The organism is Streptomyces sp. NPDC002476 (genome assembly GCF_042889785.1).
GTDB lineage: Bacteria > Actinomycetota > Actinomycetes > Streptomycetales > Streptomycetaceae > Streptomyces.
The window spans coordinates 117,863-137,249 of record NZ_JBIARH010000011.1 but is presented as its reverse complement, the minus strand read 5'-3'; the positions used below and the strand labels follow the sequence as shown (position 1 = coordinate 137,249).

At 70.5% G+C, this 19,387-nt stretch carries 17 protein-coding genes; 10 read left to right on the top strand and 7 right to left on the bottom strand.

Annotation, left to right across the window (positions count from 1 at the left end; all coding sequences use genetic code 11):
* Positions 1–15: 15 nt before the first annotated feature.
* Positions 16–375 (bottom strand): NADH-quinone oxidoreductase subunit A, encoded by a 360-nt coding sequence (locus ACFYXM_RS15880; protein WP_031093067.1) that lies wholly within the window; start codon positions 373–375, stop codon positions 16–18.
* 919 nt (positions 376–1,294) lie between these two features.
* Between ACFYXM_RS15880 and ACFYXM_RS15875 the strand changes: the two genes are divergently transcribed.
* The 6 genes from ACFYXM_RS15875 to ACFYXM_RS15850 all read left to right on the top strand — a co-directional run bounded on the left by ACFYXM_RS15875 (position 1,295) and on the right by ACFYXM_RS15850 (position 8,107).
* Positions 1,295–2,146, top strand: coding sequence for a C40 family peptidase (locus ACFYXM_RS15875; protein WP_389289684.1), 852 nt, complete (start codon positions 1,295–1,297; stop codon positions 2,144–2,146).
* Between the two features lie 244 nt (positions 2,147–2,390).
* Positions 2,391–3,767: an acyltransferase gene (locus ACFYXM_RS15870; RefSeq protein ID WP_389289682.1), complete on the top strand. Its 1,377-nt coding sequence runs from the start codon at positions 2,391–2,393 to the stop codon at positions 3,765–3,767.
* A 334-nt stretch (positions 3,768–4,101) separates the two neighbouring features.
* Positions 4,102–5,106: an ElyC/SanA/YdcF family protein gene (locus ACFYXM_RS15865; protein ID WP_389289681.1), complete on the top strand. Its 1,005-nt coding sequence runs from the start codon at positions 4,102–4,104 to the stop codon at positions 5,104–5,106.
* Between the two features lie 188 nt (positions 5,107–5,294).
* Positions 5,295–6,149: a helix-turn-helix domain-containing protein gene (locus ACFYXM_RS15860; protein ID WP_389289679.1), complete on the top strand. Its 855-nt coding sequence runs from the start codon at positions 5,295–5,297 to the stop codon at positions 6,147–6,149.
* Between the two features lie 11 nt (positions 6,150–6,160).
* Positions 6,161–6,361 carry a DUF397 domain-containing protein gene (locus tag ACFYXM_RS15855; RefSeq protein ID WP_389289678.1) on the top strand — a complete coding sequence of 67 codons (201 nt, stop codon included), beginning with the start codon at positions 6,161–6,163 and terminating at the stop codon, positions 6,359–6,361.
* 453 nt (positions 6,362–6,814) lie between these two features.
* Positions 6,815–8,107 (top strand): MraY family glycosyltransferase, encoded by a 1,293-nt coding sequence (locus tag ACFYXM_RS15850; RefSeq protein WP_389289676.1) that lies wholly within the window; start codon positions 6,815–6,817, stop codon positions 8,105–8,107.
* Positions 8,108–8,269: 162 nt separating this feature from the next.
* On the opposite strand, the gene ACFYXM_RS15845 is transcribed toward ACFYXM_RS15850, so the two are convergent.
* Positions 8,270–9,553, bottom strand: a complete 1,284-nt coding sequence (locus tag ACFYXM_RS15845; RefSeq protein WP_389289674.1) for a geranylgeranyl reductase family protein — start codon at positions 9,551–9,553, stop codon at positions 8,270–8,272.
* A 269-nt stretch (positions 9,554–9,822) separates the two neighbouring features.
* On the bottom strand, positions 9,823–10,515 hold the full coding sequence (locus tag ACFYXM_RS15840) for a demethylmenaquinone methyltransferase (RefSeq protein ID WP_389289673.1): 693 nt from the start codon (positions 10,513–10,515) through the stop codon (positions 9,823–9,825).
* Between the two features lie 146 nt (positions 10,516–10,661).
* Here ACFYXM_RS15840 and ACFYXM_RS15835 point away from each other — a divergent pair, with 146 nt between their 5' ends.
* The 3 genes from ACFYXM_RS15835 to ACFYXM_RS15825 are packed head-to-tail and all read left to right on the top strand — an operon-like array spanning position 10,662 to position 13,045.
* A complete protein-coding gene (locus ACFYXM_RS15835; protein WP_389289672.1) occupies positions 10,662–11,171 on the top strand; it encodes a SigE family RNA polymerase sigma factor in 510 nt (169 codons plus the stop codon).
* Between the two features lie 10 nt (positions 11,172–11,181).
* Positions 11,182–12,105 (top strand): hypothetical protein, encoded by a 924-nt coding sequence (locus ACFYXM_RS15830; protein WP_389289670.1) that lies wholly within the window; start codon positions 11,182–11,184, stop codon positions 12,103–12,105.
* Positions 12,095–13,045: a DUF3152 domain-containing protein gene (locus ACFYXM_RS15825; RefSeq protein WP_389289668.1), complete on the top strand. Its 951-nt coding sequence runs from the start codon at positions 12,095–12,097 to the stop codon at positions 13,043–13,045. Before ACFYXM_RS15830 ends, ACFYXM_RS15825 begins: the two co-directional genes overlap by 11 nt.
* 207 nt (positions 13,046–13,252) lie before the next feature.
* On the opposite strand, the gene ACFYXM_RS15820 is transcribed toward ACFYXM_RS15825, so the two are convergent.
* From ACFYXM_RS15820 to ACFYXM_RS15805, 4 genes are all read right to left on the bottom strand, one after another.
* Entirely contained in the window at positions 13,253–13,906 is a 654-nt protein-coding gene (locus ACFYXM_RS15820) for a hypothetical protein (protein ID WP_389289666.1), read from the bottom strand.
* A 7-nt stretch (positions 13,907–13,913) separates the two neighbouring features.
* On the bottom strand, positions 13,914–15,113 hold the full coding sequence (gene mqnC / locus ACFYXM_RS15815) for a cyclic dehypoxanthinyl futalosine synthase (protein WP_389289664.1): 1,200 nt from the start codon (positions 15,111–15,113) through the stop codon (positions 13,914–13,916).
* 84 nt (positions 15,114–15,197) lie between these two features.
* Positions 15,198–17,108: a serine/threonine-protein kinase gene (locus tag ACFYXM_RS15810; RefSeq protein ID WP_389289662.1), complete on the bottom strand. Its 1,911-nt coding sequence runs from the start codon at positions 17,106–17,108 to the stop codon at positions 15,198–15,200.
* A gap of 426 nt (positions 17,109–17,534) precedes the next feature.
* Positions 17,535–18,413: a menaquinone biosynthetic enzyme MqnA/MqnD family protein gene (locus tag ACFYXM_RS15805; protein ID WP_389289660.1), complete on the bottom strand. Its 879-nt coding sequence runs from the start codon at positions 18,411–18,413 to the stop codon at positions 17,535–17,537.
* A 488-nt stretch (positions 18,414–18,901) separates the two neighbouring features.
* On the opposite strand from ACFYXM_RS15805, the gene ACFYXM_RS15800 reads away from it, so the two are divergent.
* Positions 18,902–19,105, top strand: a complete 204-nt coding sequence (locus tag ACFYXM_RS15800) for a cold-shock protein (RefSeq protein ID WP_003967102.1) — start codon at positions 18,902–18,904, stop codon at positions 19,103–19,105.
* Positions 19,106–19,387 lie beyond the last annotated feature (282 nt).

The window sequence follows — 19,387 nt, the reverse complement described above, 5'->3', positions numbered from 1 at the left end:
GTGCCCCTCAGCCCCTCAGTCCCATTCCAGGCCGCCGCGACGCCATACGTACGCGTAGGCGACGAAGACGGTGAGCACGAAGAGCAGCATCTCCACGAGCCCGAAGATCCCCAGCGCGTCGAAGGTGACCGCCCAGGGATAGAGGAAGACGATCTCGATGTCGAAGACGATGAAGAGCATCGCCGTCAGGTAGTACTTGATGGGGAAGCGGCCGCCGCCGGCCGGAGTGGGGGTGGGTTCGATCCCGCACTCGTACGCTTCGAGCTTCGCCCGGTTGTATCGCCTGGGGCCGATAAGCGTGGCCATGACCACGGAGAAGATCGCAAACCCTGCCCCGAGGGCGCCGAGCACGAGGATGGGCGCGTAGGCATTCACGCTCCTCGCTCCTTCCAGTCGTCCTTGACCGTTGGACCGCATCGGGCGTTTCCGGCTCGCCACCCCATCAAGATCGTGCACATGTGAGGCAGTTCACAAGCCCGACTGCCCCGCATCCTATGCCCGCCGTCCTGTGATCTGCGACACGGGGTAGTAGACGGAGTTTGTGATCTCCACCACCAGGCGAACGATCATGAAGCCGGATGAGGGCCGATCTTTTCACTCAAAGCGGCAGTGCCGTTACGAGATGTGACATCTGGTGCTGTCATCGCTGGTCAAAGCGTTGTTCCATTAACAATGGAACGCCTCTGCATGCAAATTGGCAATGGACAGCGATGCATGATATGGGCATCCATCCCACTCCGGACTCACCCGTGCGAGGGGGCCCGTGCGGAGCGAAGTGGACGTGTGCACACATTCACGATCTTCCGGACGCGGGGCGCGCAGCGCCCGTGAGCCGGCCGGGCGCTCGCGGCAGATCCCGCGCGACCACTTCCCCGGGCCGCCCGCGCACCCCTCGGCCGGCGTCGCCCCGAACCCTCCGCACACCCCCGCGCACCACCTCGCCGCACGTGCGGTTCGCACGACCGTCCACGCGATCACCCGCACAACCCCCGCACGGATCGCCCGCGTGGATCGCGCATGCCCCGCACGCGGCGATCGGGATGTGACCTGCACCACTCACCAGCCACCCCAAGGAAAGCGGGCTTGGCCACCAGTACGAGTGGATGGTAAGTGGCGGGCATTTCGGACGAATTAGCGAAAGTCCGTGATCACAGCGGTGATCAGGCGTGCCCGTTTTGTCCGTTACGGCGTCAATAAGGCTCACCGGAAAGCGGATTCAGAGATTCCGAACGTAATTGTGTCGCAACACACGTTTCTTGATGGGAGCCCCGACGCCCTGATAGCGCTAGTACTCATGTCCCACACCGCTCACATACCCAGCCACCGGAAGCCCCGCCGCAGCGCGCCGAAGACGGCGCTGCGCGCCGGAGTTGCCGGTGGCGTCCTCAGCACCATCGCGGTCGCGGGCGCGGCCGGTCCGGCCCAGGCCGAGCCGGTGGCCCGGACGATCGAGATGCCCACCATCACCGACGGCCTCTCCACCGCCGTCGCCGCCTCCGCCCAGGCGACCGAGCAGGTCGCCCAGAACCTTCGGACGCAGGCCCAGCAGGACGAGGCCGCGGCCTCCGCCGCGAAGGCCGCCAAGAAGGCCAAGGCCGAGGCGGTCCGCAAGGCCGAGGCCAAGAAGAAGGCGGAGGCCGCCGCCAAGGCGAAGGCCGAGGCCGCGCTGCGCGCCTCGCGCACCCAGGCCCGTACCACGCTCAGCGCGCCCACCGGCGGTTCCCCCGCGAGCATGGCCGTCGCCTCCTCGTCCTCGTCCTCCTCCTCTTCCTCCTCCTCGTCGAGCGCGACCGGTTCCGCCGCGTCCGTCGTCTCCTTCGTGAAGGCCCAGGTCGGCGACGCGTACGTGTCCGGTGGCACCGGCCCCAACTCGTGGGACTGCTCCGGCCTCGTCCAGGCCGCGTTCCGCACGGTGGGCGTCGACCTGCCGCGCATCTCGCAGGCCCAGTCCACCGCCGGCACCCAGGTCTCCCTGAGCAACCTTCAGCCGGGCGACATCCTGTACTGGGGCGGCGCGGGCAGCGCGTACCACGTCGCGGTGTACGTGGGCGGCGGCGAGTTCGTCGGCGCGCAGAACTCCAGCACCGGCGTGGTGCAGCGCCCCCTTTCGTACGACCCGCCGTCCGGCGCGATCCGCGTTCTCTGATTCACAAGCGCGATACGTGCGAAGGGCCGTCGCTCCCCTCCTTGCCCGGGGCGACGGCCCTTCGCCATGAGCGGGTCGGCCCCTCCCCCTCCCCCGCCTCCGGCCCGGCCGTGACCGCACCGGGCATCACGGGTGGGCAGGCCCCGGTGGGGAAGACCCCACCACGGCACCCGGTGCTGACCCCCGGAAGGATTCGGGTGCCCTCTTTACTGTGCGTATCCGCCGCTGATCACACAATAATTGAATGCAGTCGACGCGAGCTCATTCATCAAGTCACGGTCGCGACTCATTCATAGACATCATCCGAGCGCTGTGTGTGCTTGCTGTCATTTCCCAGCACTGGCTGATGCCGGTCCTTTCCTATGAGCATGGGCATTTGAGCACCGGGAATGCCCTCGCCAGTCCTGGATGGTGGATTCTCACCTGGCTGACACAGGTCATGCCCATGGTGTTCTTCGCCGGCGGAGCCGCCAATTTCTTCTCGTTCCGATCCGTGGACTCGGTGCGCGACTGGCTCCGGAGCAGGATCGCCCGCCTCCTGGCGCCGGTCGTCCCGTTGGCGGCCGTATGGCTGCTGTTGCCCCATGTGCTGGTGAGTGAAGGTGTGCCTGTTCAGCCGGTGCTGATAGCCGGAAAGATCGCCGGTCAGCTGCTTTGGTTCCTCGCCGTCTACCTGCTTGTCATCGCAGCCACTCCGGTCATGTTCAAGCTGTATCACCGGCATGGATGGCGCGTGATCGGAATTCTCGCCGCCTGTTCCCTGGCCGTCGACGTATTGCGCTTCGAGGTCAGCCCTGCGATCGGCTACCTGAATGCCTTGTTCGTTTGGCTGGCGGCCCATCAATTCGGATTCCACTATGCCGACGGCGGCCTGCGCATGTGGACCGGTTGGAAATCGTCGGGTCTGGCCGTCGTCGGCTTCGGACTCACCGCGACCGCTGTTCTCCTCGGGCCCTACCCGGCGTCCATGATCGGGATGCCCGGCGCCCCCGTCTCCAACATGAGCCCTCCGACCGCGCTGATGCTGTCGCTGACGATCGGCCAACTCGGACTGTGGCTGACGCTCAAGCCTGTGATGACGCGGCTCGCTGAACGGCCGTTCGCCGTCACTGTCCTGCGGTGGTGCGGGGCCCGTTTCATGACCTTGTACCTCTGGCACATGCCGGCGCTCGTGGTCACCGCGGGAATCTCGGTCGTCGGGCTCGGTTTCGCATCACCGACGCCCGGCAGCCCGATGTGGTTCGCCGGGGCTCCGGTGTGGGTCGGCGTGGCGGGGATCTTCCTGGGATGCTTCACCGGACTCTTCGGCCGGTTCGAGATCCGCCGCGGGCCCGGCAGGACGCCGCGCACGAGTCTCCACAGGGTCGTTCTCGCGGCCGTGCTTTCCTCCTGCGGGCTCCTCGGGCTCGCGGCTCAGGGGTTCATGTCCCCCGGAAATCCGCTGGGTCCGGTGGTCTGGGTGCTGATGGTGCTGTCAGGACTGCTCCTCGTGCGGGAGAAGAGCATCCCGGGAGCCGTCGACGTGCGATGGTTCCGCACGGGACCCGTTCATGCGGGTGTCCGCCGTGACGGCGCCCGGGCTCTCACGGCAAAGGCAGGGGGCAAGGGCCTCGCGCCCTGAGAGCCTGTCCGGCGACCTCTGACCGGGCGGCCACGCCCTGGCACGCACTCTTCCGGCATTGCCGGGATGCCCTCGTAGCCCCACTACGAGGCCATCCCGGCGCCTTGGAACCGCACGCACCAAGCCGCGCCCGCTCTCCGATCGAAGGTCACCCGACAGGCTCTGGGCGCGACCGGCTCCGCCGCCGTCCGTCGCCTCCTTCGTCAAGGCCCGGTGCACCGCCGGCGCCCGGGTCCGCCCGAGCCGCCTTCGGCCGGAGCGGCGTCCTGTGCCGGGATCGGGGCCCCGCCCTGGACCCCGATCCGGCAGGGCGGAAATGCCTATGATCAGCGTCATGCTCAGCTTCGTCCCCGCTCTGGTGTTTCTCTCCGCCTTTGCGATCAGCGTGCGCCAGGACCGCAGGATGTTCCGCAATGCCGTGCTCCTGGGGCTGACCGTCATCAGCGCCGGGGCCGGTCTGCTGCTGAGCCGGCCGGAGCACGCCGGGGTGCTGCTGATGCTGTACCTCGTCCTTCCCGCGTTCGCCAGCCTCGTCCTGTCGGCGTTCCTGATCGCGAACGGCCTGACGATGGTGCGCAAGGAAGGGCGCAGCCCCGGCAACCTCCTGTCCCTGCTGACCGGGCTGGCGATCATCGCCCTGTACTTCGTACTGAACGTCCTGGGCCGTAATCCCTCGGCCCTCACATCACTTGTTCTGGCGATCCTGCTCATGCTCTGCGCCTACGTCTCCTTCCTCTTCGTCTGCTTTCTCGGCTACGCCTTCCTCTACGGCCGGATCGTCGTGCGCGGGGACGTGGATTTCGTGGTGATGCTGGGGTCGGGGCTGCTCGGCGGTGAGCGGGTCTCCCCGTTGCTGGCCTCGCGCCTGCGCGAAGGGCTGCGGATCCACGACCGGCAGGTGGCACGCGGCGGGCGGGCGCCACGGCTGCTCACGTCCGGCGGCCAGGGACCGGACGAGAAGGTGCCGGAGGCCACGGCCATGGCCGGATGGCTGGTCGGGAACGGCGCGCCCGCGGCCCACGTGCTCACCGAGGAGCACTCCCGCGACACGGAGGAGAACCTCCGTTTCAGCCGCATGATCATGGAGGCGGAGAAGCCGGACTACACCTGTGTGGTGGTCACCAACAACTTTCACGCGTTCCGCGCCGCGATGACCGCCCGCCGGGAGGGAGTACGCGGACAGGTGCTGGGCTCCCCCACCGCCCGGTACTTCTGGCCGAGCGCCACCATCCGCGAGTTCGTGGCCGTGCTCTGGGAGAACCGGACCGTCAATCTCGCCATGGCCGCCCTGATGGCGGGACTGGGCCTGCTGCTCACCCTTCCGCAGTGGTGGTCCTGACCCCCCGCCCCTCCAACTCGCCCGCTCAGGACGGCACTTCGCACCACGACGGCTGCCGGGCGGCATCGGCGCACGAACTCTGAGGCACATGAGTACCCCGGAGCAGGCTTGTCGTCAGCGCCTCGCACGACCGGGTGGACCGGACCGTCCGCACCGCGCGAGACTGTGCGCGATCAGAGGAAGGTGACATGCCACCGAGGGACAACCCCACCGCACGACAGGTGCGCCTGGGCCGCGAGTTGAGAAAGCTGCGCGAGCAGGCAGGCATGACCGCGCGCGAGGCCGCCGGGCTGATCTCCACCGATCAGGCGAAGATCAGCCATATCGAGGCGGGCCGCATCGGCGTGAGCGAGGACCGGATCCGCCGCCTGGCGAGCTTCTACTCGTGCGACGACTCCGCGTTGACCGACGCGCTGTGCGCCATCGCGCGGGAGCACCGGGGACAGTTCTGGTGGGACGAGTACCGCGGTGTGCTGGCGCCCGGCTTCCTGAACATCGCGGAGCTGGAGCACCACGCCCGTTACATGCGCTGCCTCCAGCCCGTGATGGCACCCGGGCTGCTTCAGACCCCGGAGTATGCGCGGGCGCTCTTCGGAGGTGTCCTTCCCAAGCTGCCCGAGGACGAGGTCGAGGCGCGGGTCGAGCACCGGATGCGCAGACAGACCGTGCTCGACCGCGAGGTGCCGCCGAAGTTCGACGTCGTCATCCACGAGGCCGGACTGCGCATGCGGATAGGCGGCCGCAAGGTGGCGCGTGCCCAGCTGGAACGCCTCCTGGAGGCGGCGGACCGGCCTGCGGTGACCCTGCGTGTGATCCCGTTCGCCAGCGAGCAGTTCGTCGAGGCGACGCAGACCGTGCTGTACGCGGGCGGTGTGACGCCGCAGCTGGACACCGTCCACATCGATGCCCCGTTCGGCGGGGGCCAGCTGGACGCCGTGGCCGATCTGAACCGGTATCGCGTGCAGCTCGACTTCGCGGAACAGGCCGGTCTCGACCCCGAGGAGTCGCGCAGCTTCATTCACCACCTCGCTCGCGACCTGTGATAATCCGCGCCATGGACACTCAGATCAGCTGGCAGAAGTCGTCTTTCTCCGGCGGCGGCGGAGAGCAGTGCGTCGAGGTCGCACGGCACGCCGGGGAGATCCTGTTGCGCGAGAGCGACGACCCGCGCGTGGTCACCCGGACGGGCCGTGACGAGTTCGCCGCGCTCGTCCAGGGCGTCAAGGCGGGCGAGTTCGACCACTTCGTCCGTTAGTACGCTCCGCCGTCATACGAGAGCCCCTGCCCCTTTTCTCCCTCCGGACAGGGGCTCTCGTATGCGACGGCCCCGTACGCCCAGGAGCAGGGTTGCTCCCGGCGTACGGCATGACGCCGGGGTCACCGCGCGTCGCCACCCGTCGGAGCCGACCACCCCACCGGGCCCGGCGAGCCCGTCGGCTCGCCCCGCACCGGCCGTCCGGCCGCCGCCCGCGGAGGTTCTGCATCCGGCCATCCCCGCCGGGCACCCCGCGATTCCGGAATACGCATGGGTTAGGCTCGCCGGGGCGCAGCGAGGGGCCTCGACCGGGATCCGGAGCCAGGATCCAGTGCCGCCGCGCATCGGACTCGCCGATCGGCCCGTCCCAACCCTGAGCAGCAGCCCCGGAGAAGCGGAACCGGAAGAAGCTGTTCAGGAATCGGCCCGACGGGCCGGGATGTGAGGCCGCCCGTGCGGGACTACTTGCTCATGCTGTTCATCACGGCGGCGGTGACCCATCTTCTGACCAGCCCGGTGCGGAAGTTCGCCATCGCGATCGGCGCGATGCCGGAGATCCGGGCGCGCGACGTCCACCGCGAGCCCACTCCGCGTCTCGGCGGGATCGCCATGTTCGGCGGGCTGCTGACGGGTTATCTGGTGGGCTCCCATCTGCCGTACATGGAGGAGATCTTCACCCAGAGCTCGACGCCCCGGGCGCTGCTGTCCGGTGCCACGATCATCTGGCTGCTGGGCGTCCTGGACGACAAGTGGGAGCTGGACTCGCTGGTCAAGCTCGGCGGGCAGGTGCTCGCCGCCGGGGTGATGGTGTTCCAGGGCCTGACGATCCTCTGGCTCCCGGTGCCGGGCACCGACGGGTTCTACCTCGCCGACTGGCAGGGCACGCTGCTGACCGTGGGTCTGATCCTGGTCACCATCAACGCGGTCAACTTCGTCGACGGACTCGACGGGCTGTCCGCCGGCACGGTCGGCATCGCGGCGACGGCGTTCTTCCTGTACGCGTACCGGCTCTGGTACGGCTACGGGATCGAGTCGGCCGCCTCCACCACCCTGATCTCCGCGATCCTCGCGGGCATGTGCCTCGGATTCCTGGTCCACAACTCGCACCCGGCGCGCATCTTCATGGGCGACTCGGGCTCCATGCTGCTCGGGCTGCTGATCGCGGGCTGCGCGGTCTCGGTCACGGGCGAGGTCGACCCGAGCCTCCTCAACCAGTCGGTCGACGGCACGGCCGGGTCGGCCGCGATGGTGCCGGTCTACATTCCGCTGCTGCTGCCGCTGTCCGTGATCGCGCTGCCCATCGCCGACCTCGTGCTCGCGGTCGTCCGGCGCACGTGGAACGGGAAGTCGCCGTTCGCCGCCGACAAGGGCCATCTCCACCACCGGCTGCTCCAGCTCGGCCACTCGCACCGGCGGGCCGTGCTGCTCATGTACTTCTGGTCGGCGCTGTTCTCGTTCGGGATCGTGGCGTTCTCCGCCCGCGGCGCCAAGTCGTGGATCCTGTACGGCGTCACGTGCGTGTGCGCGCTGGGGCTCGTCCTGCTGCTCCAGCCCCGTTACGAGACCGCCCTCGCCCGCCGGCTGGGCTCGCTCACGCCGCGCTGGTACCGCAAGGGACGGGCACACCTGGCCCCCAAGGACTCCGGCGTCGAACGGCACACGGAGACGGACGCCGAACGGCCGCTGCCGCAGACGGAGGACGACCGCGTGAAGGCGGGGGCCGGCGCCAGGAGCGGCCTCAGGTGATGAAGGCGAGCAGGAGGGCGAGCACCTCGCCCGCGGCACCGCAGACCACCCCGGCCAGAGCCTGACCGGGGTTCCGGAGCCTGCCCGGCGGCCACGGGAAGCGGGCGGGCGGGAAGGGCCGGGGAGGGAGGAGAGAGGCCGGGGAGGACCGGGGGCGGCGGATCAGGCCCTCGGGGCCACCTTGGAGAGGCCGTTGATGATCCGGTCCATGGCGTCGCCGCCCGTCGGGTCGGTCAGGTTGGCGAGCATCTTCAGCGTGAACTTCATCAGCAGCGGGTGCGTCAGACCGCGCTGGGTGGCGACCTTCATCACCTTCGGGTTGCCGATCAGCTTCACGAAGGCGCGGCCCAGCGTGTAGTAGCCGCCGTAGGTCTCCTTGAGCACCTTCGGATAGTTGGTGAGGGCCAGTTCGCGCTGGGCCGGGGTGGTACGGGCATGCGCCTGGACGATGACGTCGGCGGCGATCTGGCCCGACTCCATGGCGTACGCGATGCCCTCGCCGTTGAACGGGTTGACCATGCCGCCCGCGTCGCCGACGAGCAACAGGCCGCGGGTGTAGTGCGGCTGGCGGTTGAACGCCATCGGCAGGGCGGCGCCGCGGATCGGGTCCGTCATGTTCTCCGGGGTGAAGCCCCAGTCCTCCGGCATCGAGGCGCACCACGCCTTCAGGACCTCGCGCCAGTCGAGTTCCTTGAACGCGGATGAGGAGTTGAGGATGCCGAGACCGACGTTGGACGTGCCGTCGCCCATGCCGAAGATCCAGCCGTAACCGGGCAGCAGCCGGTCCTGCGGACCTCGCCGGTCCCACAGCTCCAGCCAGGACTCCAGGTAGTCGTCGTCGTGCCGGGGCGAGGTGAAGTACGTGCGCACGGCGACGCCCATCGGGCGGTCCTCGCGGCGGTGCAGGCCCATGGCGAGCGACAGCCGGGAGGAGTTGCCGTCGGCGGCGACGACGAGCGGGGCGTGGAAGGTGACCGGGGTCTTCTCCTCGCCGAGCTTGGCGTGGACGCCGGTGATGCGGCCGGTGCGGTCGTCGATGACCGGGGCGCCGACGTTGCAGCGCTCGTGCAGCCGCGCGCCCGCCTTCTGCGCCTGCCGGGCCAGCTGCTCGTCGAAGTCGTCGCGCTTGCGGACCAGTCCGTAGTTCGGGTAGGAGGCGAGCTCCGGCCAGTCGAGCTGGAGGCGCATGCCGCCGCCGATGATGCGCAGGCCCTTGTTGCGCAGCCAGCCGGCCTCTTCGGAGATGTCGATGCCCATGGCGGCGAGCTGCTTGGTGGCGCGCGGGGTGAGGCCGTCGCCGCAGACCTTCTCGCGGGGGAAGGCCGTCTTCTCCAGCAGCAGGACGTCCAGCCCGGCCTTGGCGAGGTAGTACGCGGTGGTGGAACCGGCCGGGCCTGCCCCGACGACGATCACGTCCGCGCTGTGCTCGGAGAGGGGCTCGGTCACGGTCGGATCTCCCGGAGGCTCGAAAGCGCGTGCCGCGCGGCACCTGTCCCATGCAGTCTATGGGGGGCCCTCGCCCGGCTCCCGGAGGGCTCCTCGATCGGGGCCGGGGCCGGGGCCGGTTCCGAAGGGGCAGGCCGGACGACCGGTCCCGGGGGCCGGTCCAGGGGGGCCGGTCCAGGGGGCCGGTCCAGGGGGGCCGTGCGGAACGCCCCCTTCCGAAGACCCGGCACACAAGGACCGGGCGGACGACGCTACTTTCGAAGCACGCCCTACGCGCGCACGCCCCGGTGCAGGGCCACCACGCCACCGGTGAGGTTGCGCCAGGCGACCTTCGACCAGCCGGCCCGCTGGAGCTTCGCCGCGAGCCCCGGCTGGTCGGGCCAGGCGCGGATGGACTCGGCGAGGTACACGTACGCCTCCGGGTTGGACGACACCGCGCGCGCGACCGGCGGCAGCGCCCGCATCAGGTACTCGGTGTACACCGTGCGGAACGGCGTCCACGTCGGCTGCGAGAACTCGCAGATCACCACCCGGCCGCCCGGCTTCGTCACCCGGTACAGCTCGCGCAGCGCCGCGTCCGTGTCCTGGACGTTGCGCAGCCCGAAGGAGATCGTCACGGCGTCGAAGGCCTCGTCGCGGAACGGCAGCTTCGTGGCGTCGCCCGCGGTGAACGGCAGCCACGAGTGGCGCCGCTTCCCCTCCCGCAGCATGCCGAGGGAGAAGTCGCAGGGCACCACGTACGCGCCGGTCGCGGCGAACGGCAGCGAGGACGTCGCCGTGCCCGCCGCCAGGTCCAGGATCTTCTCCGCGGGCCGGGCGTGCACCGCCTTCGCGACCTCCTTGCGCCAGAGCCGGGCCTGGCCGAGGGACAGCACGTCGTTGGTGAGGTCGTAGTTGGCCGCCACGTCGTCGAACATCGTGGCGACTTCGTGCGGCTGCTTGTCCAGGGAAGCTCGGATCACCCGTCCATTCAAGCAGCCCGGTCCGCGGCACCTCGCGCCGGTCGTGCGCCGCGCCGGAACATTCCCGAACTCGTCTTCAACCTTTTGGCCGCGCCACCACTCAGTACAGGGGTGATGGACCACCGAGATCCCGGAGAGGGGGACAGATGACCGCAGACGGCAGCCGGGACTCCACCGGATTCGAGGAGTTCGCCCGGGTGTACCAACGGCGTCTGTACCGGACCGCATATCTGCTGTGCGGCGATGCGGAGAGCGCCCGCGACCTGACTCAGACGACGCTGGCCAAGCTGTTCCAGTACTGGCACCGGGCGAGCGTGGCCGACGATCTGGCCGCCTATGCGCGCACCGTCCTCACCCGGACGTATCTCGCCGAGCGCCGGCGCCGGCTCCGCGACTTCCTGGCCCACAGCCTTGTCGATGCCCCGGCCCCCTCGGTGGGCCCCGAGCTGACGGTGACGCTGCTGACCGCGCTCGCCGAACTGCCGCCCCGCGCCCGGGCGATGGTCGTCCTGCGCTACTGGGAGGACCTGGGCGTGCGGACAGTCGCCGAGCTGCTGCGCTGCAGCGAGTCCACCGTCAAGAGCCAGTGCTCACGCTCGCTCGCCACGCTGCGTACGCGGCTGGGCGACCCGCACCTCTACACCACCCGCAGCTGAGGAGAACGTCATGGACATGTTTCCGGAAAGCGCGCCACAGGAGACCGAGGAACGACTGATCAGGGAGGCCATGGCGGAGGCTGCCGAGGGGGCGCCTCCGCTGCCGGACCTGGTGCCGGTCGCCCTGGCCGCGGGCCGCAGACGCCGCGCCAGGGCGCGGGCGGCGATCGGCGGCGGGGTGATGGGAGTGGTGGCGCTCGGGGTGCTCGGCGCGACGCTGCCCTCCTGGGGCACGGGCGCCGGCGCCGGCGGGGACACCGCCCAGGTCGGGGCGTCCTCGCCCGTACCGGGCATGAGTCACGGGACCCCCTCCCCCGCATCCACCAGCCCCACGCCCGGCTTCCCGATGCCGACCCCCTCGCACACCGGGCCGTCACGTGCGCCCGTCCACATCCAGCCCACTCCGGGCGAGTCGTCCATGGCCGACCTGTCCGCGCCCGAGCGCGAGCGGCAGGAGGAGTTCCAGCAGCAGGCGGCTGCCGTGCTGGACGAGCTGCTGCCCCCGGCGTTCGGTACGGTACGCCCGGTCGACCTGGCCGTCAGCCGGTACCAGGGCGGGTCCGGGGGCCATGTCTTCCCCGTCGTCTTCTCCGTACGCCCCACCGATGACCCGCGGAAGCCTTGCCCGTACGACTCGAAGACGAAGTACCGGTGCGAGGAGGCGGCCCTGCGGGACGGGATCGCGGCCCGCGTCGTCACCGCGACCAGGACCTCGAAGGGCGGGAAGGACATCGTCGGCGTCGGCGTCGACTTCACGTTCGAGGACAGCACCGTCGTCCTCTCGGCGGACGTCGACGACTCCGCCATGGTCTCGGCGCCGGTCACCGCCGAACAGCTGCTCCACGTCGCACGGGACCCCCGATTCCTGCGCCTGGTGCGCTACGCCGAAGCATTCCCGATGGAACCGAAGCAGGAGTCCGGCCATGGTGGGTGAAGAGCGGGGCCGCCGGGCGCGTGGCCGCGGCCGTGGTGCGGTCCGGCGGGCCCGCCGCCGGAGGACCCGGATACGGGTGACGGGCGCCGTGCTGGTGCCGGGTGCGCTGCTGCTCTGCGGGGCCTTGGTATGGGGGCCGTGGGGTGGCGGTGAAGGGGCGTCGGCGTCGACGGGCGAATCGTCGGACCGGGTGGCGGGGTCGTCGTCCCCGGGACCGGACATCGAGCCCGGCTCCCGTTCCACGCCCGGCGGTCCGCGCCGCTCCGCCTCGGCCGACGACGCCGGTACCGACGTCGGGAACAGGCGCACGGCGCGGAAGAAGCCCGAGTCGGGAAAGCGGTCGGACGAGTCCCGGAGCTCGTCCGGGTCCGTGCCCGTGCACGGCTCCGGTGAGTTCGTCACCGCTGCCCCGGTGCACACCGGCAGCCACGGCACCGGCACCGTCCACCGCTACCGCGTCGAGGTGGAGCGGGGCACCGGTCTGGCCACGCGTCCCGCCGCGACCGCGGTCTCCGAGGTGTTCGCCGACCCGCGCGGCTGGACCCGCACGGGGCACGACGCGTTCCAGCAGGTCGACTCGGGCACCGCCGGTCTGGTGATCCGGATCGCGACACCGGACACCGTCGACCGGCTCTGCGGAGCGTACGGGCTGAACACCCACGGCGAGGTCAACTGCCGCGTCGGCGCCACGGTCGTGGTGAACCTGAAGCGATGGATGCGGGGATCGCCGCAGTTCGACGGCCCGCTGGCCGAGTACCGGGCGCTGATCATCAACCACGAGGTCGGCCACTGGCTGGGCCACGGCCATGAGACCTGCCCGGGGCCGGGACGCCCTGCGCCCGCGATGATGCAGCAGATCGACGGGCTGAAGGGGTGCGTCGCCAACGCGTGGCCGTACACGTCCGCGGGCACGTACCTGCGCGGCCCGTCCGTCGCGTGACAGCGCGGACGCCCCGGGCCGGACGGGACTTTCGAAGCACGCCCCAGGGCCTGTCTGGAGTTGTGATCCGGATCAGGGAGCGGGGCGTGGTGCGTGCGATCGCAAGACGCCGGAAGGCCCTCGTAGCGGAGCTACCAGGGCATTTCGGCAACGCGGCGAGCGTGTGTGCCACGCCCCGCGAGCCCAGATCACAACTCCAGACAGGCCCTAACGCCGCCGGTGCACCAGCCGCCCGCCCAGCACCGTGGCCACGCACCGCCCCGCCCCCGCCGCGCACAGCGCCGCCTCATCGGGTACGTCGAAGACCGCGAGGTCGGCGCGGGAGCCGACGGTGAGCGGGCCGTGCACGGAACCGGGCAGGTCGTACCCCTCCACGAACGGGTCCAGGCTCGGTTCGCCGACCAGGATGCCCGGGGCGCCGGCGGGCGAGATCTCCGTCAGACCCGAGCGGGCCACGGCGGTGCGGACGGCGGGGTCGTGGAAGCGGCCCGCGAGGTGCGTCGTGCCGTACCGCAGCATCTGCTGCAGCCCGCGCCGTACGCTGCCCGCCCGGCGCGTCGCGTCCATCCCGGCGGCCAGCCGCTCGAACTCCTCGCCCCACAGCGGCTGGTCGCCGAGTGCGTCCGCCTCCCGCGGGTCGGGGTGGTAGCAGCGGGTGAGCAGCCACAGCCCGTGCCACTGCCGCAGCCCCGGTGTGATGACGCCCGGCCAGGTGCGGACCCGGGCCGCCGGGTGGGCGGCGACGACCTCGTCGTACGGTCCGAGGGCCACGATCCGGTCGCGGTCCACGGCGACCGCGCCCCGCGCGACGGGCGCCGCGCCGACCGGAAGGACCAGTGGCGCGGCGTGAACAGTCAGCAAAGCGGCCTCAGTTGGCGTCCAGGAGCTTCAGCTCGGGGTGCGCCGTGCCCCCCTCGATCGCGGTGGACGAGATGTGCGAGACGACGCGGTCGTCGACCGGGTCGTTCGCCGGGTCGTCGTGGACGACGAGGTGCTCGTAGGTGGTGGAGCGCTGCGCGGGCACCCGGTCGGCCTTGCGGATCAGATCGATGATCTCCAGGCGGTTGGAGCGGTGCTTGGCACCGGCCGAGGAGACGACGTTCTCCTCCAGCATGATCGAGCCGAGGTCGTCGGCGCCGTAGTGCAGCGACAGCTGGCCGACCTCCTTGCCGGTGGTCAGCCAGGAGCCCTGGATGTGCGCGACGTTGTCGAGGAAGACGCGGGCGATGGCGATCATCCGCAGGTACTCGAAGAGCGTCGCCTGCGTCCGCCCCTTCAGGTGGTTGTTCTCCGGCTGGTACGTGTACGGGATGAAGGCGCGGAAGCCGCCCGTACGGTCCTGCACGTCACGGATCATCCGCAGGTGCTCGATGCGCTCGGCGTTGGTCTCGCCGGTGCCCATCAGCATGGTGGAGGTGGACTGGACACCGAGGCCGTGCGCGATCTCCATGATCTCCAGCCAGCGCTCGCCGGACTCCTTGAGCGGGGCGATCGCCTTGCGCGGGCGGGCGGGCAGCAGTTCGGCGCCCGCGCCCGCGAAGGAGTCGAGGCCGGCCGCGTGGATCCGCTGGACGGCCTCCTCGACGGACACCTTGGAGATCCGGGCCATGTGCTCGACCTCGGAGGCGCCCAGCGAGTGGATGACCAGCTGCGGGAATGCCTCCTTGATCGCGGAGAAGTGCTTCTCGTAGTACTCGACGCCGTAGTCCGGGTGGTGCCCGCCCTGGAACATGATCTGCGTGCCGCCCAGTTCGACGGTCTCCGCGCAGCGGCGCAGGATGTCGTCGAGGTCGCGGGTCCAGCCCTTGGCGGTGTCCTTGGGCGCCGCGTAGAAGGCGCAGAACCGGCAGGCCGTGACGCACACGTTGGTGTAGTTGATGTTGCGCTCGATGATGTACGTCGCGATGTGCTCCGTACCGGCGTAACGGCGGCGGCGTGCGGCGTCGGCGGCGGCCCCCAGCGCGTGCAGCGGCGCCGACCGGTAGAGGTCGAGGGCCTCCTCCGGAGTGATCCGGCCGCCTTCGGCGGCGCGGTCGAGGATGGGCTGGAGAGCGGCCTTCTCGGTCACCGGGCTTGTCACCTTTCGGCGGATTTTCGGCGGATTTTCAACGGATCCACGGACCGGTTCAGCGTACGCCAGCGCTTGTCGGCGTCAGCCGCCGGACCGGGTGAGCGTGCCGTACGGGAGCCCGGCGCCCCTCTCCTCGGACCTGAAGCGCAGGGTGCCGTCCGCGTTCCGCGTGAAGTGCACGTCGGTCTCGGTGGAGGTGCAGAAGGCGCGGTCGTCGGGGCGGTCCGGGTCGGAGCGTTCGTGGAGGACGAGTTCCTCGTCGGTGCCGGAGGTGAGGGCGGCGACGCTGTTGCAGCGGACGGACAGCCCGAGGGCGGAGACCTTGGTGGTCATGCGGACCACGTCCGTGCCCTTCCGGCCCTCGGTGAACACGGCCGTGAGCGTGCCGTGCGGCTGCCCGGTGGTCTTCTCGGTGAGCGGGCCGCTCCAGGTGCCGACGAACGCCTTCGGCACCTCGGTGACCTGTTCGGTGCCGCCCTGGCCCGGGTCCGTTTCGGACGCCGGGGGGTTCGAGGGCCGGGTGGAGGGGGTGGCGCCCACGCCGTGCTCGGCGGCGTCCCGGCCGCCCCCGCCCGGCATCAGGTCCAAGAGGAACGCGCCGCCGACGGTGACCGCGGCCAGCGCGCCCGCCACGGCGAGGGCCACGGTGCAGCTGAGCCGTCGGCCGCGGTGGCCGTCGGACCGCGACGGGCCGGATTCCGCGCCGACGGTGACGGAGAACCGGGGGTCCGGCGTCCGCTGCCCCGGCAGCCCCGGGGCTCCGGGCGTGTCCGGCCGCGCGGGGCCGCGCGCCGCGGAGCCGTCCGCGGCGGTCGCGGTCCAGAAGGGCGGCCGGGTCGGTTCGTACGCATCCGGGGCGGGGGACGATGACGGGAACGGGGACGAGGACGAGGGCGAAGACGGCTCGCCCGGCGGGCCGTACACGCCTCCCGCGCCCTTCGAGCCGCGCCCGCCGTACACGCCTCCCGCGCCTTCCCCGCCGGGCCCGCCCCGCGCGCCGCGCCCGCCGTCCGAGGCGTCCGCGGCATTCGCGGCGCCCGAGCCCCAGGACGCCGCGCTGAACGGCACCGGGCCCGACTGCGCCGGGGCGTCCTGCGGCTCCAGGTCCAGCAGCGCCACCGCCGCCCGGCTCACCTGGCGCACCAGCGGACCGGGCAGCCAGCCTCCCGCCACCAGCCCCTCGGCCCCGCCCGGCGCCAGCCGACGGGCCAGTTCCATGGGGGTCGGCCGGTCCTCCGGGTACTTCTCCAGGCACCCGGCGACGACCTCCCTCAGTTCGCCCTCCAACTCCCCCAGTTCGGGCTCCTCGTGCACGACCTTGTAGAGCAGTACGGCGGACGAGTCGCCCAGGAAGGGGGCGCTGCCGGTCGCCGCGTAGGCGAGCACCGCGCCGAGCGAGAAGACGTCGACCGCCCCCGAGATGTCCTCCGTGCCCCTGATCTGTTCCGGCGCCATGTAGCCGGGCGAGCCGACGGAGACCCCGGTGGAGGTGAGGGAGGAGGTGGCGCCGACGGCGTGGGCGATCCCGAAGTCGATCAGCCGGGGGCCGTCGAGGGCGAGCAGCACGTTGGACGGCTTCACGTCGCGGTGGACGAGCCCCAGTCCGTGGACCGCGGCCAGCGCCTCCGCGAGCCCGGCGCCCAGGGTCCGCACCGCGTGCTCGGGCAGCGGCCCGTGCTCGATGATCGCGGTGGACAGCGGCGGGCCGGCCACATAGCCGGTGGCGACCCACGGAATGGGAGCATCCGGGTCGGCGTCCAGCACCGGCGCCGTCCACTGCGCGCCGATGCGCCGGGCCGCGTCCACCTCCCGCCGGAAGCGGGCCCGGAACTGTTCGTCGAGGGCGAAGTGGGGATGCACGACCTTGACCGCGACGGTGCGGCCCCCGGCGCTGCGCCCCAGATACACCCGGCCCATGCCGCCCGCACCGAGCCTGCCGAGCAATCGGTAGGCACCGATGGTCAGCGGTTCGCCGGCTTCCAGCGGCTGCATATACGTGACTCCCCCTGTGTACGGCCGGATCTCCGGTCGAAGCCTAGGCGGCGAAGGTCATCGGTTCCCAGAGGAAACCATCCGCCGATTTCGCTCCCAAGGGAACGAAGAACGGCTTTCGACACAACAAAAGGCGTGAATACGTCGTTCACGCGAGCGATTCCGGCGTAGAACCGCGACTGTGTCCGGACAGCTTCCAGGAATCGGCTATTCGCCGCGTATTAACCCGAACCGATAGCCGGCGAGGAGAAGGCGCGGAGAAGAACGGGAGAGGCCGACGAGAACGGCATAGAGATTTTTCCGCCCCGAAAGTTCGAGATTCATCCACTTTCTCGAACCCATTCCGCGCCGTCGCGCACGGCATCCGTCCGCGGTGCCGCCCGGCCCCCTTCCCAAGCGCCCCTTCCCGCGCCCCATCCCGTCCGGTCAGCCGCCGAGCAGCTCGACCTTCACATCGGCCGGGAACCCGGTCGTGGGGCCGACCCGGCGCGCGAACTCCGCCACACCCGCGAGCTGCTCGGGGCCGAAGCGGAAGTCCAGGGTGGTGAAGTACCGCTCCAGCGTCCGCGCGTCGAACGCCTCCCAGCGCGCCGCCTGCTCCGCGACCTTGGTGACCTCCTCCAGGGAGACGTCCCGCGAGGCCAGGAACGCCTCGTGCACCTTGCGCACCTGGTCGGGCTCGCCGGCGAGGAAGTCCTTGCGGGCCGCCCAGACCGCGAAGACGAACGGCAGCCCGGTCCAGTCCTTCCACATCTGCCCCAGGTCGTGGACCTGGAGGCCGAGACGGGGGGCGTCGTGCAGGTTGGCCCGGAGCGCGGCGTCGCCGATCAGCACGGCGGCGTCCGCCTCCTGCATCATCACGCCGAGGTCCGGCGGGCAGGTGTAGTAGTCCGGGCTGACCCCGTACCGTTCGGCGAGCAGCAGCCGGGCCAGCCGCACGGAGGTCCGCGAGGTCGAACCGAGTGCCACCCGGGCCCGGTCCAGCTGCTCCAGCGGCACCTGCGACACGATCACGCACGACATGACGGGTCCGTCGCAGCCCACCGCGATGTCGGGGAAGGCGACCAGGTCGTCGGCATTGCGCAGGAACTCGACCAGCGTGACCGGGCCGATGTCCAGATCGCCCCGGATCAGCTGCTCGCTGAGCTTCTCGGGGGTGTCCTTCGACAGCTCCAGGTCGAGCAGGGTCCCGGTCCTGGCCAGGCCCCAGTAGAGAGGGAGACAGTTCAGGAACTGGATGTGACCGACGCGCGGCCGACTGCGACGGTCGTCGCGCACGGCGGTTGAAACGGTTGAATTGTCCACGCCGCGAGGCTAGACCCGAGACGCCGCCCGAGGGGCACCGGGTGCGCGGCACGACCCGGTCCCCGCCCCGGCGCGCGCCGGAACCACCCCGAAAGCACCCCGAAAGCACCCCGGAACCGCCCCGAAAGCGCTCCGGAAGCGCTCCGGGGCCCCTTCGCGCCTCTTGAAGTCGCCGCCTCGGCCGCGCCCCCCGAAGTCACCCCCGAAGTTGCCTCCGAAGACGCTCCCGAGACGCCTCGGGGACGCCTGCGCGTCACCCTCCCGGACGCGCACTTCATCAGCTCATCCGCACAGCAATGAAACATCCGAGTGAAGTGATCTTTCCCTCTACCCTTCCGTACACGCTGCGTGCTAGGCTCGACGCAAGTTGCAGTTTGGTTTCCCTTGCAGTACAGAGCCTGCGGAGCATGTGACCCGCAGGCTTTTGTAGTTTTCAGACTTCTTTGCAGGTTCTGGAGCAGGGCAACCCTTTGGCCCAAGGAGGGCTTATGGCTACCGGAACCGTCAAGTGGTTCAACGCTGAAAAGGGCTTCGGCTTCATCGCCCAGGACGGCGGCGGCCCGGATGTCTTCGTCCACTACTCCGCGATCAACGCGTCCGGGTTCCGCTCCCTCGAGGAGAACCAGGTCGTGAACTTCGACGTCACCCAGGGTCCGAAGGGCCCGCAGGCTGAGAACGTCACCCCGGCCTAGTTGCCCGGGTCGGCCGATCGCGGCCGACTAGCAGTACCCAAGGAGCTCTGTTCCCCGTCTCACCGGGGAACAGAGCTCCTGCCTTTTCGCGTCGGAATCCTCCGCCGCGCGACAAACCCGCCCCGTGAAACGGACCCGCCCCGTGAAACGGACCCGCCCCGCGAACGGACCCGCCCCGCGAACGGACCCGCCTGCGTGAACGGACTCGTGCTTGCGGCGAATCCCACCGGCCGGCGTCCCACCCGGGCGGCGAACCGCACTTGACCTTGACACCGTGTGAAG